The sequence below is a fragment of the Streptomyces sp. NPDC007863 genome (genome assembly GCF_040633895.1).
Taxonomy (GTDB): domain Bacteria; phylum Actinomycetota; class Actinomycetes; order Streptomycetales; family Streptomycetaceae; genus Streptomyces.
In genome coordinates, this window is the sequence record NZ_JBEYEI010000002.1 from 1 (window position 1) to 16,517 (window position 16,517).

The window sequence follows — 16,517 nt, forward strand, 5'->3', positions numbered from 1 at the left end:
TCTGCCGCTTCTTGACGATCCTCGGCTCGAACGAGCCGTCCCGGTCACGCGGCACGGATATCTCCACCGGCCCGACGTCCGTCAGCACGGTCTTCGCCCGGGTGCCGTTGCGGGAGTTGCCGCCGTTCTTCCCCGCCGGGTCGTGCTTGTCATAGCCGAGATGGTCGGTGATCTCACCCTCCAGGGCGGACTCCAGCAACCGCTTCGTCAGCTGCTGGAGCAACCCGCCCTCACCCGTCAGCTGCAGACCCTCGGCCTGGGCCCGGGACACTAGCTCATCGATCAGCCGGTCATCCACCACCCTCGACGGCTGCGGCTCAGCCGCCTCGACGGACTCGCCCTCGGGCACGTTCTCACTGGTCATCGATGCATCCTCCATGATCGGGAGTTACAAGTACAACGAGGAGTCCAGCCTTCCCGGCGTGGCCTTCCGTGCGATCAACGAGGCATACCCGGAGAGCACCGGCACGCTGAACCAGCGCGTCGAGACGCTGGCCATCCTGGGAGGTGACGCCGACGTGGACAAGTTCATCGTCCAGACGCGAGGGAACCTCAACGATCAGCGTGCGATTCAGACCCACATGAAGGTCAAGGCCGCCTCGATTCACTTCGCCGACCAGTTCTTCAACGGCGACGTCGAGGTCAACCCGAAGGGGTTCGACGGTCTTCACAAGCGGCTGGTCGGGCGCCAGGTCATCGACGCCGGAGGGAAGGGCGCCGTTGCCCACGGTCATGACTTCTTCGATCTGCTCGACACTCTGACGAATCAGGTGCGGGGCATCAACGGCACGAACGGCGCGTTCTACATGAACGCCGCGCTGCGCGCCAAGATCGCATCCGGTTTCCGGCGTCTCGGTGGCAGTGAACTGCTGACCGTGGACATAGCCGGTAAGCCCACGGTCATGTGGAACGGCATCCCGCTGCTGGACGCCGGCCAGCGCCTTGACGGCACGGACGTGCTGCCGCTGACGACCGGGACCGGTGGTGCGGAGACCGGTGACATCTACGCCGTTCGCTTCGGCGCTACCGAGGCGGACGCCGGTGTCTCCGGACTCACCAACGGTGGCGTTCAGGTCACCGACCTGGGCGAGTCCCACGACAAGCCGGTCTACCGAACCCGCATCGACTTCTACTGTGGCATCGCGCTCTTCGGTGGTAAGGCAGCCGCACGCCTCACCGGTGTACTGAACGGCTGATGCCGCCATACGGCCCCTGTGTCTCTCTCCCTCGCCGGAGAGGGCGCAGGGGCCTTTCGGTGTTTCCGCAGCAAGCCGGACGGTCAGCCGAGCGATGACAGGGCGGATGTCACGAGGGTGCGTGCGGCAGCTCCCCGTGCCGATCCTTGCGACAGTCGGTCGAAGGCTCGTGCATACAGATCGACTTGGCTTGGCTGCGTCAGCGTGGACGCGGCATCCAGGGTGTCCGCGTGCACCCTCGTGTCGTCGAAGATGGTGAAGGTCGGCATGGGCCAGACAGTCCGCTGCGACGAGAACGGGACGATGCCCACAGCCACGTTCTGGAGGTCCATGACCGCCAGGAGGTGACCGAGCTGCGCTGCCATCGTCTCGACGGTGCACAGCCGGTAGCGCAGGACCGATTCCTCCAGGACGAACGAGAACCGGTGCGCCGCGTTGTTCAGTACCGCATTCCGTCTCATGCGGACTTTGACTGCCTCTGTCACGTCGTCCGGCGTTCCCCGGAAGTCCGCGATGGACGACAGGAGCGCGGTCGCGTACCCGGGTGTCTGGAGGAAGCCGGGGATCACGTCGGAGACGTAGACGCGGAAAAGGTGGGTGCGCCGGTACAGGCTCTCCGTGGATTCCTGCACGTGCCGTAGGCCGCCTCGCTGGAGGCGTTTCCATTGGATGTGGGCGTCCGCGGATTGTCTGTTCGCTGCGATGAGGTCCGGCGCCTGGTCGTCGGCTTCGCACGCCTGGCACCATGCCCGGATGTCGGCGTCGGACGGAGGTGTCTTGGCGTTGCCGATGCGCGACACCTTCGAGTCCGACCAGCGAAGCCTGACGGCCAGCTCCCGCCCGCTGATTCCGGCATCCCTGCGTAGCTCGCGCAGTCGGCCCGCGAGTGCTTCACGGGCTTGCTGAACGCTCGATGAGGGGTGTGGGGGCATGGAGCTGGCTGTCCTCAGATCGCGTACAGGTGGTGCGGGACGGCCCGGTCCCAGACGGCTTCGAAGGCCGATGCGCAGAGTTTCACCGTCGCCGGGTCGTCCGTGATTTCGTCTTCGACCACTGCGCCGTCGCCGGAGAAGTGGTGCACGCGCAGGAGTTCGCCGTCGAAGAGCCAGAAGTCATTGCCGGGGAGGGCGATGTCCGTGGCCCGGCGGCGCGGCAACCAACGGACGTCCTCGCCGGCCGTGACGTTGGCCTGGGTGACGTAGTGCTCCCACCGGATGTACTCCGTCACGGGCTCGGAGACGATCCGGGCGCGACGGATCGACACTCCTCGCGCCACGGTGTCCGTGATCAACTGGTCGTACGGGTGCCACCAGGACGCGCGGTCGTCCCAATCGATGCGCTCGCCCCGCTTCCACGCTTCGAACCTGTCGGTGGACGCGTACGAGTCACGCATCTCCAGGTGCACGGCGGACCGCGCGCACCGGCCCAACAGCTCAGCGAAGCTGGGCACGCTCGATGGCATCGCACGCCTCCCGGATCATCGGAATCATGCGGGCCGGAAGCCTGACGATCGCCTCACTGTCGGGAACCGGCCCGTTCGCGGGGCTGCTCGCCTCGCATCGGGCCTGAGTCTCGCTGTCCGGCTTCCAGCCTTGCAACAAGATCTCCTGAGCTTCCGCGTCCGCCCACACCGTCGGGCAGTGATCGCGGTCGGTGTTCGGGTCGATGCCTACGAACTCTACGGCCATGGCTGACTCCCTGGTCCAGGTGATTGCGTGGGCTTGCATGAACCATGTCGACCTGCACTTTGAACGTCAACGCGTAAATGAGACAGGCGATTTGACATGCAAACTCATGCAAGCTCATGGAGCTTCCGTCTGGTGTCTTCCTAGCGTCCTCGGCAAGGACGCAAACGCACCGAGGGGACGACGACATGCCCGGCAAGGCTCAGGAACGCGAAACGGACGCACGGCAGTGGGAGTACACGACCTACGCCCCTTCGGGAGAGGTGTGTCCCGCCTGCAATAACCCGATCGCCTCGCTCGAACGCTGTCGCCGGGGAACGCTGCGCGAGCCGTCCCAGCCCGACAGGGCCGTCTACCAGCACGTGAAGTGCCCGAGGTGATCGGCCCGGACGACATCGGCCGGCGGGTCGAGGACGGCGCGGGAAGGGTCGGCATCCTGCGTGACGTGATCCGGGATTACGAGGACCCCGCCGAGCTGCCCAGTGAGCGCCGGAAGCGCCCCATGGCGTTCCTCTGGCCCGAGCGCGGCGGGCGGGAGTGGCTGGTCCCGCCCGACCATGTGCGGCGAGCGTGAGGGACGCCTGGGCCGAGGGCTGGGGCTGGCGGCTTCTAGGCTGGCCGACCATGGCGGCACTCACGGTGTGAAGCTCTATGTGAGTGGCTTGACCCATTCGTTGATCTTCACGATGCTCATGAAAGGCAGGATATGACCGGGAACGGCGCGGCCGTGCGGGCGGGGGCGGTACGGGAGTTGGCCGGGTGGCTGCTGCCGGGGGACGCGGCGCGGGACTTCGTCGGGTCGCCGGCCGGGCTGTGGGTGGCGCTCGGCGCCGTGGCGGCGGGGGCGCGGGGGCGGGCCGCCGAGGAGCTGCGGGCGGTGCTCGGGGTGGCCGGGGAGGAGGCGGGCCCCGCCGTCGCCGGGGTGGCGGCCGAGTGCGCGCGGACCTCGGGCGTCTTCGCCGGGGTCGCGGTGTGGAGCCGGGTGTCGGTGCGCGCGGCGTACCGGAGCGGGCTGCCGGGCGTCGGGTTCGGGGAGCTGGGCGGGGACGCGCGGGCGGAGCTGGACGCCTGGGTGGCCGAGGTCAGCGGAGGGCGGATGGACGGGCTGCCCGACGCGCTGGACGGGGGCGCCGACCTGGTCCTGGTCGGCGTGGTGGCCCTGGGGGCGGTGTGGCGGGAGGCGTTCGACGCGAGCCGGACCCGGCCCGCGCCGTTCACCGGGGCGGACGGGAGCGTGACGGAGGTGCCGACCATGCACCGGCGCGTTCCCGCCTGGTCGGCGTGGCGGGTCGGGGACGGGGACGGGCACGGGGACGGGCACGGGGTCGTGGTGGAGCTGCCGTGCGCGGGGGAGCGGGCGCCGAGGGTGCGGTTCGTGCTCGGCCCCGTGGGCGCCGGGCCGGACACGGTGGTGCCGCTCGCCTGGGCGGACGCCGTGCCGGAGCCGGTACGGGGGTCGGTGCGGGAGTCGGCACGGGACGGCGGACGGGAGCCGGTACGGGACGGGCGGCGGGGGCCCGTGGGGGCCGGGGGCGTCGAGCTGGCGCTGCCCCGGTTCGCGCTGCGGGGCAGGATCGACGCGCTGGCCTGGCTGGAGTCGGTGGGGGTGACGGCCCCGGCGCGGCCCGGTGCCGACTTCTCCGGGCTCTCGCCCGCGCCGCTGTACGTCTCCAAGGCGCTCCAGGAGGCCGTGCTCGAGGTCGGCGAGACGGGGGTGGAGGCGGCGGCCGTCACCCAGGTGGAGATGACGCGGAGCGCGGCCCGGCCGCTGCCCGTCGAGCGGATCGCCTTCGACCGGCCCTTCGGGGTGGTCGTCCTCGACGCCGACGGGCGGCTGCCGCTGTTCGTGGGATGGCGGGCCGGGGGATCTCCGGTCAGGCCGTGACGCGGGCGATGAGGAGCCCGTCGTGGCCCTTCGTGCCGACCGTCTGGAGGGCGGTCGCGTCGAGGCGCGGCTCGTTCGCCACGAGCTCGAACATGGCGCGGGTGCCGGTGATCGCCGGGTCCGACGGGTCCGGGACGGCGACGCGCCCGGCGCGGACGACGTTGTCGACGACGATCAGGGTGCCGGGGCGGGAGAGCTTCAGGGCCCAGGCCACGTAGTGCGGGTTGTTGGCCTTGTCCGCGTCGACGAAGACCAGGTCGAAGGGGCCCGCGGCCTCCTTCTCCAGGAGGGGAAGGGTGTCCAGGGCCGCGCCCGTGCGGACCTCGACGCGGTCGGCGAGCCCGGCGCGGGCGAGGTTGGCGCGGGCCACCTCGGCGTGCCGGGGGTCGTACTCCAGGCTGATCAGGCGCCCGTCGGCGGGCAGCGCGCGGGCCAGCCAGATGGTGCTGTAGCCGCCGAGCGTGCCGATCTCCAGGATGCGGCGGGCGCCCTGGACCCGGGCGAGGAGGTTCAGGAACTTGCCCTGGTTGGGGGCGACGGCGATCTCGGGGAGACCGGCCGCCGCGCTGTCGGCCAGCGCGGCGGTCAGGGCCTCGTCGGCGGGGACCAGCAGGTCGGTGACGTACGCGTCGACGTCCTGCCACTGAGGGTTCGTCATGCCGTCGACGGTACCCGGCGGCGGCGGTTCGCCCGCGCGGTCAGGAGCACGGTCAGTCCGGCGATCACCGCCGCGCCCGCGCCCGCCGTCAGCATCCAGGCCGGGATCCCGGCGAACGTCAGCAGCCGGTCCCGGTAGACCACCTGGCGGTACGGCGTGTCGGCGACCGTCCGCAGGACGTGGTCGTCGTCGATGCGGGAGGGCTCGGGGAAGCGCTGCCGGAGGACGGTGAGGTGGACGGGGGCGCCGCCGGAGAGGGCGGCGACGGGGCCCTCGGGCCGGTCGATCCGGCCGGAGAAGGTGACCTCGGGGGCCTCGCCGCCGATCGGCGAGCGGGGCTCCATGCGGTGGGCGGCGAAGATCGACAGGCCGAGCGTCTGGCGGGTCTCGGCGAGGCGGGAGAGCCGCATGGGGTAGACGAGTTCGGGGGAGGCGAAGGTGATGCGGAGCGGCGTCAGCTCGCCGTACAGCGGCACGTCCTTGCGGTCCGGGGCGAGGCGGATGGCGACGTACTCCCACTTCCGGTCGACGTAGGGCCGGAGTTCGGGGGTGAGCCGGTCGGGGAGCTCGAAGCCGTTGGCGTGGAGCCAGTCGCCGAGGGCGTCCGGGTCGGTGGCGGTGAGCCGGGCCACGTCGAAGGGGCCGAGCCGCTCGCGGCCGACGACGCCGACGCCGCCGCCGGGGGCCGCGCCGGCCGAGGCGCCGTCGCCGTGGCCGGAGTCGAAGGGCCAGTCGTCCTCACGGGGCCAGAAGTAGGAACGTTCCCGCTCCTCGGGCGCGGCGAGCTCCTCGATCGCGTCGAAGAGCCCGGGGTCGCCGAGGGTGACGTCGGCCCGGTGCGGCACCGGCATGACCCAGGCGGCCTGCTTGGCGTCGCCGTGGACGCGGAAGCGCATGACGATGGTCTCGGTCCGGCCGTCCCAGTGGACGGCGGACTGTTCCTGGTCGACGCCGATGCGCTCTTCCGGGCGCGTGATCATCGCGCCGCAGCCGCACGCCCAGGCGGGCGCGACGAGCGAGCCGAGCTGGAGCGCGAGCAGCGCGAGCAGCGTGGTCAGGATTCTGGCCGTGGTGGTGGTGTGTGTCCCCCGCATGCCCGCTCGGACGTGCGGGGGAGGATTCAGGTTCCCGTTCCGCTGCTCAGGGGGTGGTGCGGACGCGCAGCTCCTTCACTCCGTTGAGCCAGGCGGCGCGCAGCCGGCGGGGTTCCGCCGCGAGGGTGAGGTCGGGCAGGACGTCGGCGATCGCGGCGAAGATCAGCTCGATCTCCTTCACGGCGAGGGACTTGCCGAGGCAGAAGTGGGGCCCGCCGCCGCCGAAGCCCAGGTGGGGGTTGGGGTCGCGGGTGATGTCGAAGACCTCCGGGTCCTCGAAGACCTCGGGGTCGTGGTTGGCGGAGGAGTAGAAGAGGCCGATCCGGTCGCCCTTCTTGATCTTCTGCCCGCCGAGTTCGGTGTCCTGGGTGGCGGTGCGCTGGAAGGAGACGACCGGGGTGGCCCAGCGGACGATCTCCTCGGCGGTGGTCGCGGGGCGCTCCCGCTTGTAGAGCTCCCACTGGTCGGGGTGGGTGAGGAAGGCGTGCATGCCGTGGCTGATCGCGTTGCGGGTGGTTTCGTTCCCGGCGACGGCGAGCAGCAGTACGAAGAACCCGAACTCGTCGGAGGAGAGGTTCCCTTGGTCCTCGGCGGCGACCAGCTGCGAGACGATGTCGGCGGCGGGGCACTCCTTGCGCGCGACGGCCATGTTCATCGCGTACCCGATGAGTTCCATGGCGGCCTCGACGCCGACCTCCTCGGTGATGGCGTACTCGGGATCGTCGTACGCGACCATCTTGTTGGACCAGTCGAAGATCCGGGAGCGGTCCTCCTGGGGGACGCCGATGAGTTCGGCGATGGCCTGGAGCGGCAGCTCGACGGCGACCTTGGTGACGAAGTCGAAGGTGCCGTCGGGGTCTTCGGCGGCCGCGGTCCGCGCCTCCTCGGCGATCGCGCGGGCGCGGGTGCGCAGGGCGGTCTCCAGTCCGCGGATGGCGCGGGGGGTGAAGCCGCGCTGGACGATCTGGCGGACCCGGGTGTGCTCGGGCGGGTCCATGTTGAGCATGATCAGCTTCTGGACGTCGATCTGTTCGCGTCCGATGTGCTCGTTGAAGCGGATCACCGCGGTGTTCTCCTGGGAGGAGAACAACTCGGGGTGCGTGGAGACGTACTTGACGTCCGCGTGGCGGGTGACGGCCCAGTACCCCTCGTCGTCGAAGCCGGTGATGCCGCGCGGCTGGGGGCACCACCAGACCGGTGCGGTGCGCCGCAGCTCCGCGAACTCGGGGAGCGGGACGCGGCTGCGCAGCAGGTCGGGGTCGGTGGCGTCGAATCCTTCGGGGAGGTGGGGGCAGGTCGGCATCGGCAGCACGCTCCATATCTGATGGACCATCAGAAGTTGCCCGGAAAGTTAGTAACGAGTTCTACAAGTGGCAAGAGGCGCGGACGGAATACGCCTCCGGGTGCGCCCGTACGCGCCCCCGGGCGCGGACCGCGCCCGCCTCTCCGGGGGCCTCGGGGTCGCCCCCGTCGCCGAACTCCTCCCTTCCGGACCCTTGCGTACCGGCGGTAGCAGTCATAAGACTTCACTCAGAACTAGAACGCGTACTAGTTCTCCCGTGACGCCGACTGGACGGGGTGCCGGGACACCCCGCCCGGTCGAGGAGAGGACGAGCCCATGGCCGCGGAACCCGTGATCGTCGAAGCCGTACGCACCCCCATCGGCAAGCGCGGAGGCGCGCTCGCCAACCTCCACCCCGCCTATCTCCTGGGCGAGACCTACCGCGAACTCCTCGGCCGCACCGGCATCCCCGCCGACTGCGTCGAGCAGATCGTCGGCGGCACCGTCACCCACGCCGGCGAGCAGTCCATGAACCCCGCGCGCACCGCCTGGCTCGCCATGGGTTTGCCGTACGAGACCGGCGCCACGACCGTCGACGCGCAGTGCGGCTCCTCGCAGCAGGCCGGCCACATGATCGCGAACATGATCGCGGCCGGGGTCATCGACGTCGGCATCTCCTGCGGGGTCGAGGCCATGTCCCGCGTGCCGCTCGGCTCCGGCTCCAAGCACGGGCCCGGCAAGCCCTTCCCCGACGAGTGGAACGTCGACCTGCCCAACCAGTTCGAGGCCGCCGAGCGCATCGCCCGCCGCCGCGGCCTCACCCGCGAGCGCGTCGACTCGCTCGGCGTCATCTCCCAGGAGCGGGCCGCCGTCGCCTGGTCCGAGGAACGCTTCAAGCGCGAGACCTTCGCCGTCCAGGTCCCGACCACCGAAGCCGAACAGCACGCGGGCCAGGGCATGTGGCGGCTCGTCGACCACGACGAGGGGCTGCGCGACACCAGCATGGAGGGCCTGGCCCGGCTCAAGCCGGTCATGCCCACCGCGATCCACACCGCCGGGAACTCCTCCCAGATCTCCGACGGCTCCTCCGCCGTGATGTGGGCCTCCAAGCGGATGGCCCGCGCGCTCAAGCTGCGGCCCCGCGCCCGGATCGTCGCCCAGGCGCTCGTCGGCGCCGACCCCCACTACCACCTCGACGGGCCCATCGACGCGACCCGCGCGGTCCTCGGCAAGGCCGGCATGTCCCTCCGGGACATCGACCTGGTCGAGATCAACGAGGCCTTCGCCTCGGTGGTGCTCAGCTGGGCCCAGGAGTTCGAGAAGGACCTCGACGGCCTGGAGAAGGTCAACGTCAACGGCGGCGCGATCGCCCTCGGCCACCCGGTCGGCGCGACCGGCGCCCGCCTCGTCACCACCGCGCTGCACGAGCTGGAGCGGTCCGACAAGGAGTTCGCGCTGATCACCATGTGCGCGGGCGGCGCGCAGGCCACGGGAACGATCATCCAGCGGCTGTAGCGGGGCCGCGCGGCCTCATGAGACCTGGCAGGGGTGCCCGGGAAACCGCGGGGCCCCGTCCCTCCGGAGTGGGAGGGACGGGGCCCCGCGCCCATGTCCGGAACACGGAAGGCGGAACTCGGGACCGGGATCCCCGCGTCCCCCAGGGAAACCGATCACCAGGGGGACGCATGAGGACACGCAGGGTCCGGATGACGGTGGTGGCAGTGGCGCTGGCCGCGGCCGGCTGCGCGCTGACGGCGGGGTGCGCGCAGGAGGCCGGGCCCGACGGGCGTACGGAACGGCAGACCGTCGACGCGTACGTACGGGCGCTGAACGGCCGGGACGTGGCCGCGCTCGCCGGGCTGGGGCCGTCGGGGTACGTGGAGGTCGAGGCCGACGCGCGCGAGATCGTCGCCGCCGACGGGGGCAAGGGGATCACGGTCGCGGACGTCGAGGTGTCGCACGAGTTCGGCGACGACCTGGCGAGCGCGCGGGTCACCGGGAAGGGGCGGGACGGCCGGCCCTTCGCCACGCACGTGTCGATGTTCCGCCACGGTGGCGACTGGGTCGTGCTCCTCGGGCACGCGCCCGGGGCCGCGGCGGGCAAGGGCGGCGCGAGCCCGGCGGCCACCGGGCGGCCGGAGTAGCGGCCGGAGTGGAGGCCGGAGTAACGGAAACGCCGCAGGCCCCGCCCCTCCGAGAGGAGGGCGGGGCCTTGCGGTGCGCGGGGCGGCGTGGTGACTCTTAGTACCAGCCGTTGGCCTGCCAGAACGCCCAGGCGGCGTTCGGGGAGCCGTAGCGCTCGTTCATGTAGTTCAGGCCCCACTTGATCTGGGTGGCCGGGTTGGTCTTCCAGTCGGAGCCGGCCGAGGCCATCTTCGAGGCGGGCAGGGCCTGGACCAGGCCGTAGGCGCCGGAGGAGGAGTTGGTGGCCTTGAAGTTCCAGCCGGACTCGTGCGAGACGATCTTGCTGAAGGCGGCGTACTGCGAGGCGGGGACGATGTCGCGGGCGAGCTCCTGCGGGCTGGCGGCCGAGGCCGTGCCCGTCGTGCCGAGCACCGCACCCGAGGCGCCGAGCAGCACGGCTGCGGTGGCGGCGAAGGACTTCTTGCGGGCAGCGGCGCGAGTGGTGATCGAGCGGAACAAAACGTCTACCTAACGTCGGGGACTGTGGCTGTGCCGGGCGTCACGGCCGTTTCCGGCCGGTTCAGGCATGCCGGAACCAGAGCCCGGGGGACCCGGGGACTGGGGGGAACCGGCCTGCCGCGGTGACTCGCTCTCGCTGAGCGTTTCGCTTGCGCTGAGCCGAGTACCTGCTGCCTGGCGACGTCCACTACAGAAACAAATCCCCGGGGGGTGGCGCAACGCCCCCCAGTACGAGGAAGGTTCGGACTCCGGCGGGCGGGACCCCGCTCGGTGGGTCGGGTGTTTTCGCAGGTCAAGTGCGCTAATGGGCGTTTTGCGCGCCTCGTCCGGTTCTACTATTTCCGGTCGTACGTGACGTGGGTCCTATGAGGCGCCTCACCCGCGGGACCCTTTTCCGGCCCCTCGAATGTGACCTGGGCCTCGAAGTTCGCCCGCCGAGTGGCCCTGCGCAGCGCCCGCAGCAGCGGTCCGCCGACCGTGAGCGTCAGGACCACGGTGAGCGCGGCCCGGCCCAGGTCCCAGCCGAGGGACGTGGCCAGCACGTACGCGAGGAAGCGGACCAGGTTCTCGGCCGCCGGGGCCCCCGGGACGAAGGAGATCCCCTGACCGAGGCCACCGACCGTCACCCAGCCGTACAGATTGGTGACCGTGCCGTACGCGAACGCCGCCACGAAGCCGTACGCGGCCAGCATCAGCCGCTCCCGCCGGCCCCGGACGCCCGCGGGCAGCAGACCCGCGCCCATCGCGAACCAGCCCATCGCCAGCATCTGCGTCGGCATCCACGGCCCGACGCCGCCCGTGAGCAGCGCCGACGCGAACATCGTCACCGCGCCCAGGACGAAGCCGAAGCCCGGGCCGAGGACGCGGCCGCTCAGCACCATCAGGAAGAACATCGGCTCCAGGCCGGCCGTGCCCGCGCCCAGCGGGCGCAGCGCCGCGCCCACGGCGGCGAGCACCCCCAGCATCGCGACCGCCTTCGCGTCCATCCCGCAGTCCGCGATCGTCGCCACGACGACGGCGATGAGGAGGGGGAGGATCAGCGCGAAGAGCCACGGCGCGTCGGCGGCGTGGTCGGTGACGGCGGAGCCGGCGTCCGCGAAGAGCGGCCAGCCGATGCCCGCCAGACCGACGAGGGAGACGAGGCCGAGGGCGGCGACGGAGCGCGGCCCGAGGCGGATCGGATGCGTCCTCACGGGCGGAGCGCCTCCTCCACCTGCTCGACCGTGAGCCACGGCTCGGGGGCCAGGATCTTCGCGACCTGCGGGGCGAAGGCGGGGGACGAGACGACGACCTCCGCCGTCGGGCCGTCCGCGACGACCTCGCCGCCGGCGACGATCACCACCCGGTCCGCCAGCTCCGCCGCGAGCTCCACGTCGTGCGTGGCGAGGACGATCGCGTGCCCGTCGGCGGCGAGCGCCCGCAGCCGGGTCACGAGCCGGGCCTTCGCGGCGTAGTCCAGACCGCGGGTCGGTTCGTCGAGCAGGACCAGCGGGGGCGCGGCCGTCAGCACGACGGCGAGCGCGAGCGCGAGCCGCTGCCCCTCGGACAGGTCGCGCGGGTGGGTCGCGTCCGCCACACCCGGTACGAGCTCCGCCACGAGCGCCCGGCAGGTCCCGGGCGGCGCGCCCGCGTCCGCGTCGGCGGCCGCGCACTCGTCGCCGACGGTCTCCGCGTACAGCAGGTCCCTCGGCTCCTGCGGGACCAGGCCCACCTGCCGGATGAGGGTGCGGGGCTCGGTCGTGTGCGGGACGAGCCCGGAGACGTGGACGGTGCCGGAGGTGGGGGCGATCATGCCGACGAGCGTGGAGAGGAGGGTGGACTTTCCGGCTCCGTTGCGGCCCATGAGCGCGACGGTCTCGCCGCGGGCGACGCGCAGGTCGACCCTGCGCAGGGCCTCGACGCGGCCGCGGCGGACCGCGAGGCGGCCGACGTCCACGAGCGGGGCGTCGGTGCGGGCGGAGGCGGAGGCGGAGGCGGCTGCGCGGCGCCGTCGGAACAGGGACCTTCCCCCACCCCGCCCCTTCCCGAAACCAGGGGCTCCGCCCCCGGCCCCCCGCGCCTCGAACGCCGGCGGGGCTGGATCGCGGGGCTCGGCCCCGGGCGCCCGCGCGAGCTTCCGCTCCTGCTCCTGGTCCCGCGCGGGCTCCCGCTCCTCCCGCTTCCGGTCCTTCAGGTGGGCCTTCAGTGGGGCCGACCTGCGGCGGGCGTCCCGCACCGTCAGGGGCAGGGGGTTCCACCCGGCGAGGCGGCCGAGGGCGACCACGGGCGGGTGGACGGGGGAGACGGCCATGATCTCCGCCGGGGTGCCGAGGACGGCCTCCGGCAGGAGGAGGACGCGGTCGGCGTACTGGACGACCCGCTCCAGGCGGTGCTCCGCCATGAGGACGGTCGTGCCGAGGTCGTGGACGAGCCGCTGGAGGACCGCGAGGACGTCCTCCGCCGCCGAGGGGTCGAGCGCGGACGTCGGCTCGTCGAGGACGAGGACCTTGGGGTGGGTGGTCAGGACGGACCCGATGGCGACCCGCTGCTGCTGGCCCCCGGAGAGCGTGGCGATGGGCCGGTCGCGGAGGTCCGCGAGGCCCAGCAGGTCCAGGGTCTCCTCGACGCGCCGCCGCATCACGGCGGGGGCGAGGCCCAGGGACTCCATGCCGTAGGCGAGCTCGTCCTCCACGGTGTCGGTCACGAAGTGCGCGAGCGGGTCCTGCCCGACGGTCCCGACGAGGTCGGCCAGCTCGCGCGGGTGGTGGGTCCGGGTGTCCCGGCCGTCCACCGTGACCCGGCCCCGCAGCGTCCCGCCGGTGAAGTGGGGGACGAGACCGGACACCGCGCCGAGCAGCGTCGACTTGCCGACCCCGGAGGGCCCGACGAGCAGCACCAGCTCCCCCTCGGGCACCACGAGGTCGACGTCCCGCAGGGTGGGCCCGGCGGCGTCCTCGTACGTCACCGAGACGTTCTCGAAACGGATCACGCGGACGGCTCCTCGCGGACGGCGGCACGGGCGGGCGGTACGGGGGCGATGACGGCGGGCAGCAGGCCGGGCAGGACCGACAGGGCCGGCCAGAGCGGCAGCTCGGGGGCGATCAGGGGGACGACCCCGGGGTGGAGGGCGTCCGGCGCGTACGAGTTCGCGTGGATCATGAGGGCCGCCACCGCGATGCCGGACGCGGCGACCAGCCAGGAGCGGGGGCCGAAGCGGTCGGGGCGGTAGCGGGTGCGCAGGGTGCGCCGGCCGCCGAGGCGCAGCCCCGCGACGGCCGCGGCGAGCCCGACGGCGAGCAGCGGGAGCCCGTATCCGGCGCCCTGCGCGGCCAGCAGGCCGTACGAACCGGCGCAGACGCCGAGCAGACCGCCGAGCGTGAGGACGTTCGTGGTGCGGCGGACGCCCGGCGGGACCTGGGCGGTGCGCCCGTACCCGCGCGCGTCCATCGACGCGGCCACGGCGACCGACCGTTCGAGGGCGCCCTCCAGGACCGGCAGGCCGATCTGGAGGACCGCCCGCACCCCGCCCGTGGGCCGGCCGCGCAGCCGTCGCGCGGTGCGCAGCCGGACCACGTCGGCGACCAGGTTCGGCGCGAAGGTCATCGCCACCACGACCGCGACCCCGGCCTCGTACAGCGCCCCCGGCAGCGACTTGAGCAGCCGCGCCGGGTTGGCGAGCGCGTTCGCCGCGCCCACGCAGATCAGCAGGGCGGCCAGTTTGAGGCCGTCGTAGAGGGCGAAGACGAGTTGTTCGGCGGTCACCCGGCCGCCGACGCGGATGCCCTGCGCCCAGTCGGGGAGGGGCAGCTCGGGGAGGGTGAACAGTTCGTGCTCACCGGGGATGGGGGAGCCCAGGACCAGCGAGAAGACGATCCGCAGGGCGACGACGAACAGGCCGAGCTTCACGAAGGCGCCGTACGAGCGGGCCCACGGCGCGTCCGTCCGGCGCGCCGCCACCACGTATCCGGCGACCGCGACGATCAGCCCGAGCAGCAGCGGGTTCGTCGTGCGGGAGGCGGCGACGGCGAGGCCGAGGGCCCACAGCCACCAGGCGCCGGGGTGCAGCGCGTTGCCCCGGTCCGCCACGGGCGCCAGGAGGCGCCCCGGCGGGCCGGGGGTGACGGACGTGACCCGGGTCATGCGCGGCGGCGGGACTTCCAGACGGCCGCGCCGCCGAGCGCGAGGACGGCTCCGCCGCCGACGAGGAGGCCGAGGGACGGGCCGTCCCCGCCGTCGTTCTTCTCGGTGGCGGCGGCGGCGGCGGCCGCGGTGGCCGATCCGGCCGCAGGGTCCGCGGAGGCGACCGCCTCGCCGCAGCCCTTCCGCGGGTAGCCGGCGATGCCGCACAGCATCGCGGAGCTGTCGTAGCGGAGCGGCTTGGCGACGGCGGCGAGGGCGTCCGCGGCCGTGCCCTTCCCGTCGATCCGGGCGCAGCCGGTCGTCGGGGCGGTCTTCGGCGGGGTCTCGCCGGCGGGGGCGTCCTTCGGGGTGCCGAAGTCGACGACGACCGCGACGCGCTTGGTGCCGGGCGCCTGCTCGACGTCGGCGCAGACCGCGGCGAAGTCGGGCGCGGCGGTCGGCTTCGCCGCGTCGGCGGAGTCCTCGCTGAGCGCGAAGCGGAAGCCGATGGCGGCGCCGTCGGCGGGCCGGGCGGTGGCCGGGCCCTCGGTGGCGTACGTCCACTTCCCGGCGTCGGACTCCCAGAACGACCAGTACCGGTAGCCGGCCGCCTGTGCCGGGGCCGCCGCGCCGAGGGCGAGCAGCAGCCCGGCGGCGGCGCACGCCGCCGCGCCGGTGGTCTTCCTCCGGAGGGTCACTTCTTGCGGCCGCTCAGGAGGAAGCCGATGCCGACGCCGGCGACCATGCCGATGCCGATGATCCACCAGACGTCGAAGCCGAGGAACGAGTCGTCGTCCTCGTCCTCGGTGGAGGCGGCGGAGGTGTCGGGGGTCTTCGGGGCGGGGCCGGTCGCGTTGAGCGCCTCGACGAGGTCGACCTTGCCGAACTCGCGCGGGTCGGCCTCCATCGCCCGCGCGGCGAGGATCAGCTGCGCGTAGGCGGCGGGGCCGGACTGCTTCGCCCAGGGGGCGGCGTTCTGCTCCAGCCACTGGAGCGCGGGCTCGGCGAGGCGGGCGGTGCCGGCGGCGGCGAGGGCGACGACGGCGTCGGCGGTGTTGCCGAAGTCGGGCTTCGGCTCGGTCTCGGTGGCGCCGGGCAGCGGCGGGGTGGTCAGGTGGCCGGTCTGGACGAGCGCCTTGGCGAGGTAGGAGGCGCCGTTGAGGGCGGCCCGCTCGACGGTCGGCTCGGAGAGGTCGACGCAGGTCGGGGCCTGCGGCGGGGTGGCCTTCACGGCGGTGATGCCCTTGCCGAGGCCGGCGAGGGTGGCGGCGGCGGTCGCGTCCGCGTTGGCGGCGAGCCCGCCCTCCTTGTCGGGCTGGTACGCGAAGGCGCCCGGCCCCTCCTCGTCGGAGCAGGGCAGCGCGAGCGCGAGCAGCGCGTCGTAGGGGGTGCGGCCCTCGGCGGAGGTGTACGAGCCGGGCTTGACGCCCGAGGCGGCGAGCGCGCTGACGACGATCGAGGTGGAGTTGGCGTCGCTGGGGCCGCCGGGGGTGTAGCTCCAGCCGCCGTCCTTGTTCTGCACGCCGCGCAGCCAGCCGTAGCCGGTCTTGACCGCGGTGTCGATCTTCGTCGGGTCGGCGGCCTCGCGGCGGACGGCGCCGAGCGCCTGGAGGGCGACGGCGGTGGCGTTGGAGTCCCGCATCGTCGTGGCGTCGCAGGGCTTGGTGGTGTCCGCGCGGTACGAGGCGAAGGAGCCGTCCGCGCACTGCTGGCCGAGCAGCCAGTCGACGGCCTGGTCGGCGGGCTGGTAGCCGGTGGCGCGCTGGGCGAGGAAGGCGAGCGACTGGCGCCAGACGCCGTCGTACGTCGGGTCGCTCGTGCCGTACAGGCCGGGCGGGAGCGCGGCGGCGGAGGCGCTGGGAGAGGGCGCGGCGGAGGCCGTGCCGGTCGCGGCGGTGCTGAGCACGGCTGCCGCTGCGGTGAGCGCGGCGGCGGCGCGACGGACGCTGATCATGGTTGCCTCTCGTGCGGGCACC

Annotated in this window: 18 protein-coding genes; 5 read left to right on the top strand and 13 right to left on the bottom strand. The window is 72.9% G+C overall.

Annotated features, from left to right (window positions below):
• On the bottom strand, positions 1-364 hold a 364-nt coding region (locus ABZ621_RS02585), incomplete at its 3' end, for a transposase (protein WP_360599923.1).
• Between the two features lie 13 nt (positions 365-377).
• Between ABZ621_RS02585 and ABZ621_RS02590 the strand changes: the two genes are divergently transcribed.
• Positions 378-1,196, top strand: a complete 819-nt coding sequence (locus ABZ621_RS02590; protein ID WP_360599925.1) for a major capsid protein — start codon at positions 378-380, stop codon at positions 1,194-1,196.
• Between the two features lie 83 nt (positions 1,197-1,279).
• On the opposite strand, the gene ABZ621_RS02595 is transcribed toward ABZ621_RS02590, so the two are convergent.
• From ABZ621_RS02595 to ABZ621_RS02605, 3 genes are read right to left on the bottom strand one after another with little or no spacing between them, the layout of a single operon-like run.
• Positions 1,280-2,128: a helix-turn-helix transcriptional regulator gene (locus ABZ621_RS02595; RefSeq protein ID WP_360599927.1), complete on the bottom strand. Its 849-nt coding sequence runs from the start codon at positions 2,126-2,128 to the stop codon at positions 1,280-1,282.
• Between the two features lie 14 nt (positions 2,129-2,142).
• Positions 2,143-2,658 carry a DUF6879 family protein gene (locus tag ABZ621_RS02600; protein ID WP_360599929.1) on the bottom strand — a complete coding sequence of 172 codons (516 nt, stop codon included), beginning with the start codon at positions 2,656-2,658 and terminating at the stop codon, positions 2,143-2,145.
• On the bottom strand, positions 2,630-2,884 hold the full coding sequence (locus ABZ621_RS02605; protein ID WP_360599931.1) for a hypothetical protein: 255 nt from the start codon (positions 2,882-2,884) through the stop codon (positions 2,630-2,632). Before ABZ621_RS02605 ends, ABZ621_RS02600 begins: the two co-directional genes overlap by 29 nt.
• A gap of 364 nt (positions 2,885-3,248) precedes the next feature.
• On the opposite strand from ABZ621_RS02605, the gene ABZ621_RS02610 reads away from it, so the two are divergent.
• Positions 3,249-3,455, top strand: a complete 207-nt coding sequence (locus ABZ621_RS02610; RefSeq protein WP_360599933.1) for a hypothetical protein — start codon at positions 3,249-3,251, stop codon at positions 3,453-3,455.
• Positions 3,456-3,587: 132 nt separating this feature from the next.
• Positions 3,588-4,766, top strand: a complete 1,179-nt coding sequence (locus ABZ621_RS02615; RefSeq protein ID WP_360599935.1) for a serpin family protein — start codon at positions 3,588-3,590, stop codon at positions 4,764-4,766.
• On the opposite strand, the gene ABZ621_RS02620 is transcribed toward ABZ621_RS02615, so the two are convergent.
• The 3 genes from ABZ621_RS02620 to ABZ621_RS02630 are packed head-to-tail and all read right to left on the bottom strand — an operon-like array spanning position 4,756 to position 7,821.
• Positions 4,756-5,424: an O-methyltransferase gene (locus tag ABZ621_RS02620; protein ID WP_360599937.1), complete on the bottom strand. Its 669-nt coding sequence runs from the start codon at positions 5,422-5,424 to the stop codon at positions 4,756-4,758. The two genes, ABZ621_RS02615 and ABZ621_RS02620, sit on opposite strands and share 11 nt — an antisense overlap.
• Positions 5,421-6,518: a DUF2330 domain-containing protein gene (locus ABZ621_RS02625; RefSeq protein WP_360599939.1), complete on the bottom strand. Its 1,098-nt coding sequence runs from the start codon at positions 6,516-6,518 to the stop codon at positions 5,421-5,423. Before ABZ621_RS02625 ends, ABZ621_RS02620 begins: the two co-directional genes overlap by 4 nt.
• 46 nt (positions 6,519-6,564) lie before the next feature.
• The gene (locus ABZ621_RS02630; RefSeq protein ID WP_360599941.1) at positions 6,565-7,821 is read right to left on the bottom strand and encodes a cytochrome P450; all 1,257 of its coding nucleotides are present in this window, start codon (positions 7,819-7,821) and stop codon (positions 6,565-6,567) included.
• A 315-nt stretch (positions 7,822-8,136) separates the two neighbouring features.
• On the opposite strand from ABZ621_RS02630, the gene ABZ621_RS02635 reads away from it, so the two are divergent.
• Together ABZ621_RS02635 and ABZ621_RS02640 are read left to right on the top strand one after the other, a co-directional pair.
• On the top strand, positions 8,137-9,315 hold the full coding sequence (locus tag ABZ621_RS02635; protein WP_360599943.1) for a steroid 3-ketoacyl-CoA thiolase: 1,179 nt from the start codon (positions 8,137-8,139) through the stop codon (positions 9,313-9,315).
• A gap of 170 nt (positions 9,316-9,485) precedes the next feature.
• Complete coding sequence (locus tag ABZ621_RS02640; protein ID WP_360599945.1) at positions 9,486-9,944, top strand: hypothetical protein; 459 nt, start codon at positions 9,486-9,488, stop codon at positions 9,942-9,944.
• A gap of 97 nt (positions 9,945-10,041) precedes the next feature.
• Here the strand turns inward: ABZ621_RS02640 and ABZ621_RS02645 are convergent, their stop codons facing one another.
• From ABZ621_RS02645 to ABZ621_RS02670, 6 genes are all read right to left on the bottom strand, one after another.
• On the bottom strand, positions 10,042-10,443 hold the full coding sequence (locus tag ABZ621_RS02645; RefSeq protein ID WP_360599947.1) for a transglycosylase SLT domain-containing protein: 402 nt from the start codon (positions 10,441-10,443) through the stop codon (positions 10,042-10,044).
• 335 nt (positions 10,444-10,778) lie between these two features.
• A complete protein-coding gene (locus tag ABZ621_RS02650; protein WP_360599949.1) occupies positions 10,779-11,636 on the bottom strand; it encodes an ECF transporter S component in 858 nt (285 codons plus the stop codon).
• Positions 11,633-13,411, bottom strand: coding sequence for an ATP-binding cassette domain-containing protein (locus ABZ621_RS02655; protein ID WP_360599951.1), 1,779 nt, complete (start codon positions 13,409-13,411; stop codon positions 11,633-11,635). The genes ABZ621_RS02650 and ABZ621_RS02655 overlap by 4 nt, the downstream gene beginning before the upstream one ends.
• Entirely contained in the window at positions 13,408-14,562 is a 1,155-nt protein-coding gene (locus ABZ621_RS02660; protein WP_360599953.1) for an energy-coupling factor transporter transmembrane protein EcfT, read from the bottom strand. The genes ABZ621_RS02655 and ABZ621_RS02660 overlap by 4 nt, the downstream gene beginning before the upstream one ends.
• Positions 14,559-15,239, bottom strand: coding sequence for an SCO2322 family protein (locus ABZ621_RS02665; RefSeq protein WP_360599955.1), 681 nt, complete (start codon positions 15,237-15,239; stop codon positions 14,559-14,561). Before ABZ621_RS02665 ends, ABZ621_RS02660 begins: the two co-directional genes overlap by 4 nt.
• Positions 15,236-16,495, bottom strand: coding sequence for a prenyltransferase/squalene oxidase repeat-containing protein (locus ABZ621_RS02670; RefSeq protein ID WP_360599957.1), 1,260 nt, complete (start codon positions 16,493-16,495; stop codon positions 15,236-15,238). The genes ABZ621_RS02665 and ABZ621_RS02670 overlap by 4 nt, the downstream gene beginning before the upstream one ends.
• Positions 16,496-16,517 lie beyond the last annotated feature (22 nt).

Bases quoted from the DNA above. Each gene is read 5' to 3' on its own strand.
- ABZ621_RS02670 (WP_360599957.1), bottom strand. From the start codon at position 16,495: ATGATCAGCGTCCGTCGCGCCGCCGCCGCGCTCACCGCAGCGGCAGCC.
- ABZ621_RS02660 (WP_360599953.1), bottom strand. From the start codon at position 14,562: ATGACCCGGGTCACGTCCGTCACCCCCGGCCCGCCGGGGCGCCTCCTG.
- ABZ621_RS02635 (WP_360599943.1), top strand. From the start codon at position 8,137: ATGGCCGCGGAACCCGTGATCGTCGAAGCCGTACGCACCCCCATCGGC.
- ABZ621_RS02630 (WP_360599941.1), bottom strand. From the start codon at position 7,821: ATGCCGACCTGCCCCCACCTCCCCGAAGGATTCGACGCCACCGACCCC.
- ABZ621_RS02590 (WP_360599925.1), top strand. From the start codon at position 378: ATGATCGGGAGTTACAAGTACAACGAGGAGTCCAGCCTTCCCGGCGTG.
- ABZ621_RS02595 (WP_360599927.1), bottom strand. From the start codon at position 2,128: ATGCCCCCACACCCCTCATCGAGCGTTCAGCAAGCCCGTGAAGCACTC.
- ABZ621_RS02605 (WP_360599931.1), bottom strand. From the start codon at position 2,884: ATGGCCGTAGAGTTCGTAGGCATCGACCCGAACACCGACCGCGATCAC.
- ABZ621_RS02640 (WP_360599945.1), top strand. From the start codon at position 9,486: ATGAGGACACGCAGGGTCCGGATGACGGTGGTGGCAGTGGCGCTGGCC.
- ABZ621_RS02625 (WP_360599939.1), bottom strand. From the start codon at position 6,518: ATGCGGGGGACACACACCACCACCACGGCCAGAATCCTGACCACGCTG.
- ABZ621_RS02615 (WP_360599935.1), top strand. From the start codon at position 3,588: ATGACCGGGAACGGCGCGGCCGTGCGGGCGGGGGCGGTACGGGAGTTG.
- ABZ621_RS02620 (WP_360599937.1), bottom strand. From the start codon at position 5,424: ATGACGAACCCTCAGTGGCAGGACGTCGACGCGTACGTCACCGACCTG.
- ABZ621_RS02600 (WP_360599929.1), bottom strand. From the start codon at position 2,658: ATGCCATCGAGCGTGCCCAGCTTCGCTGAGCTGTTGGGCCGGTGCGCG.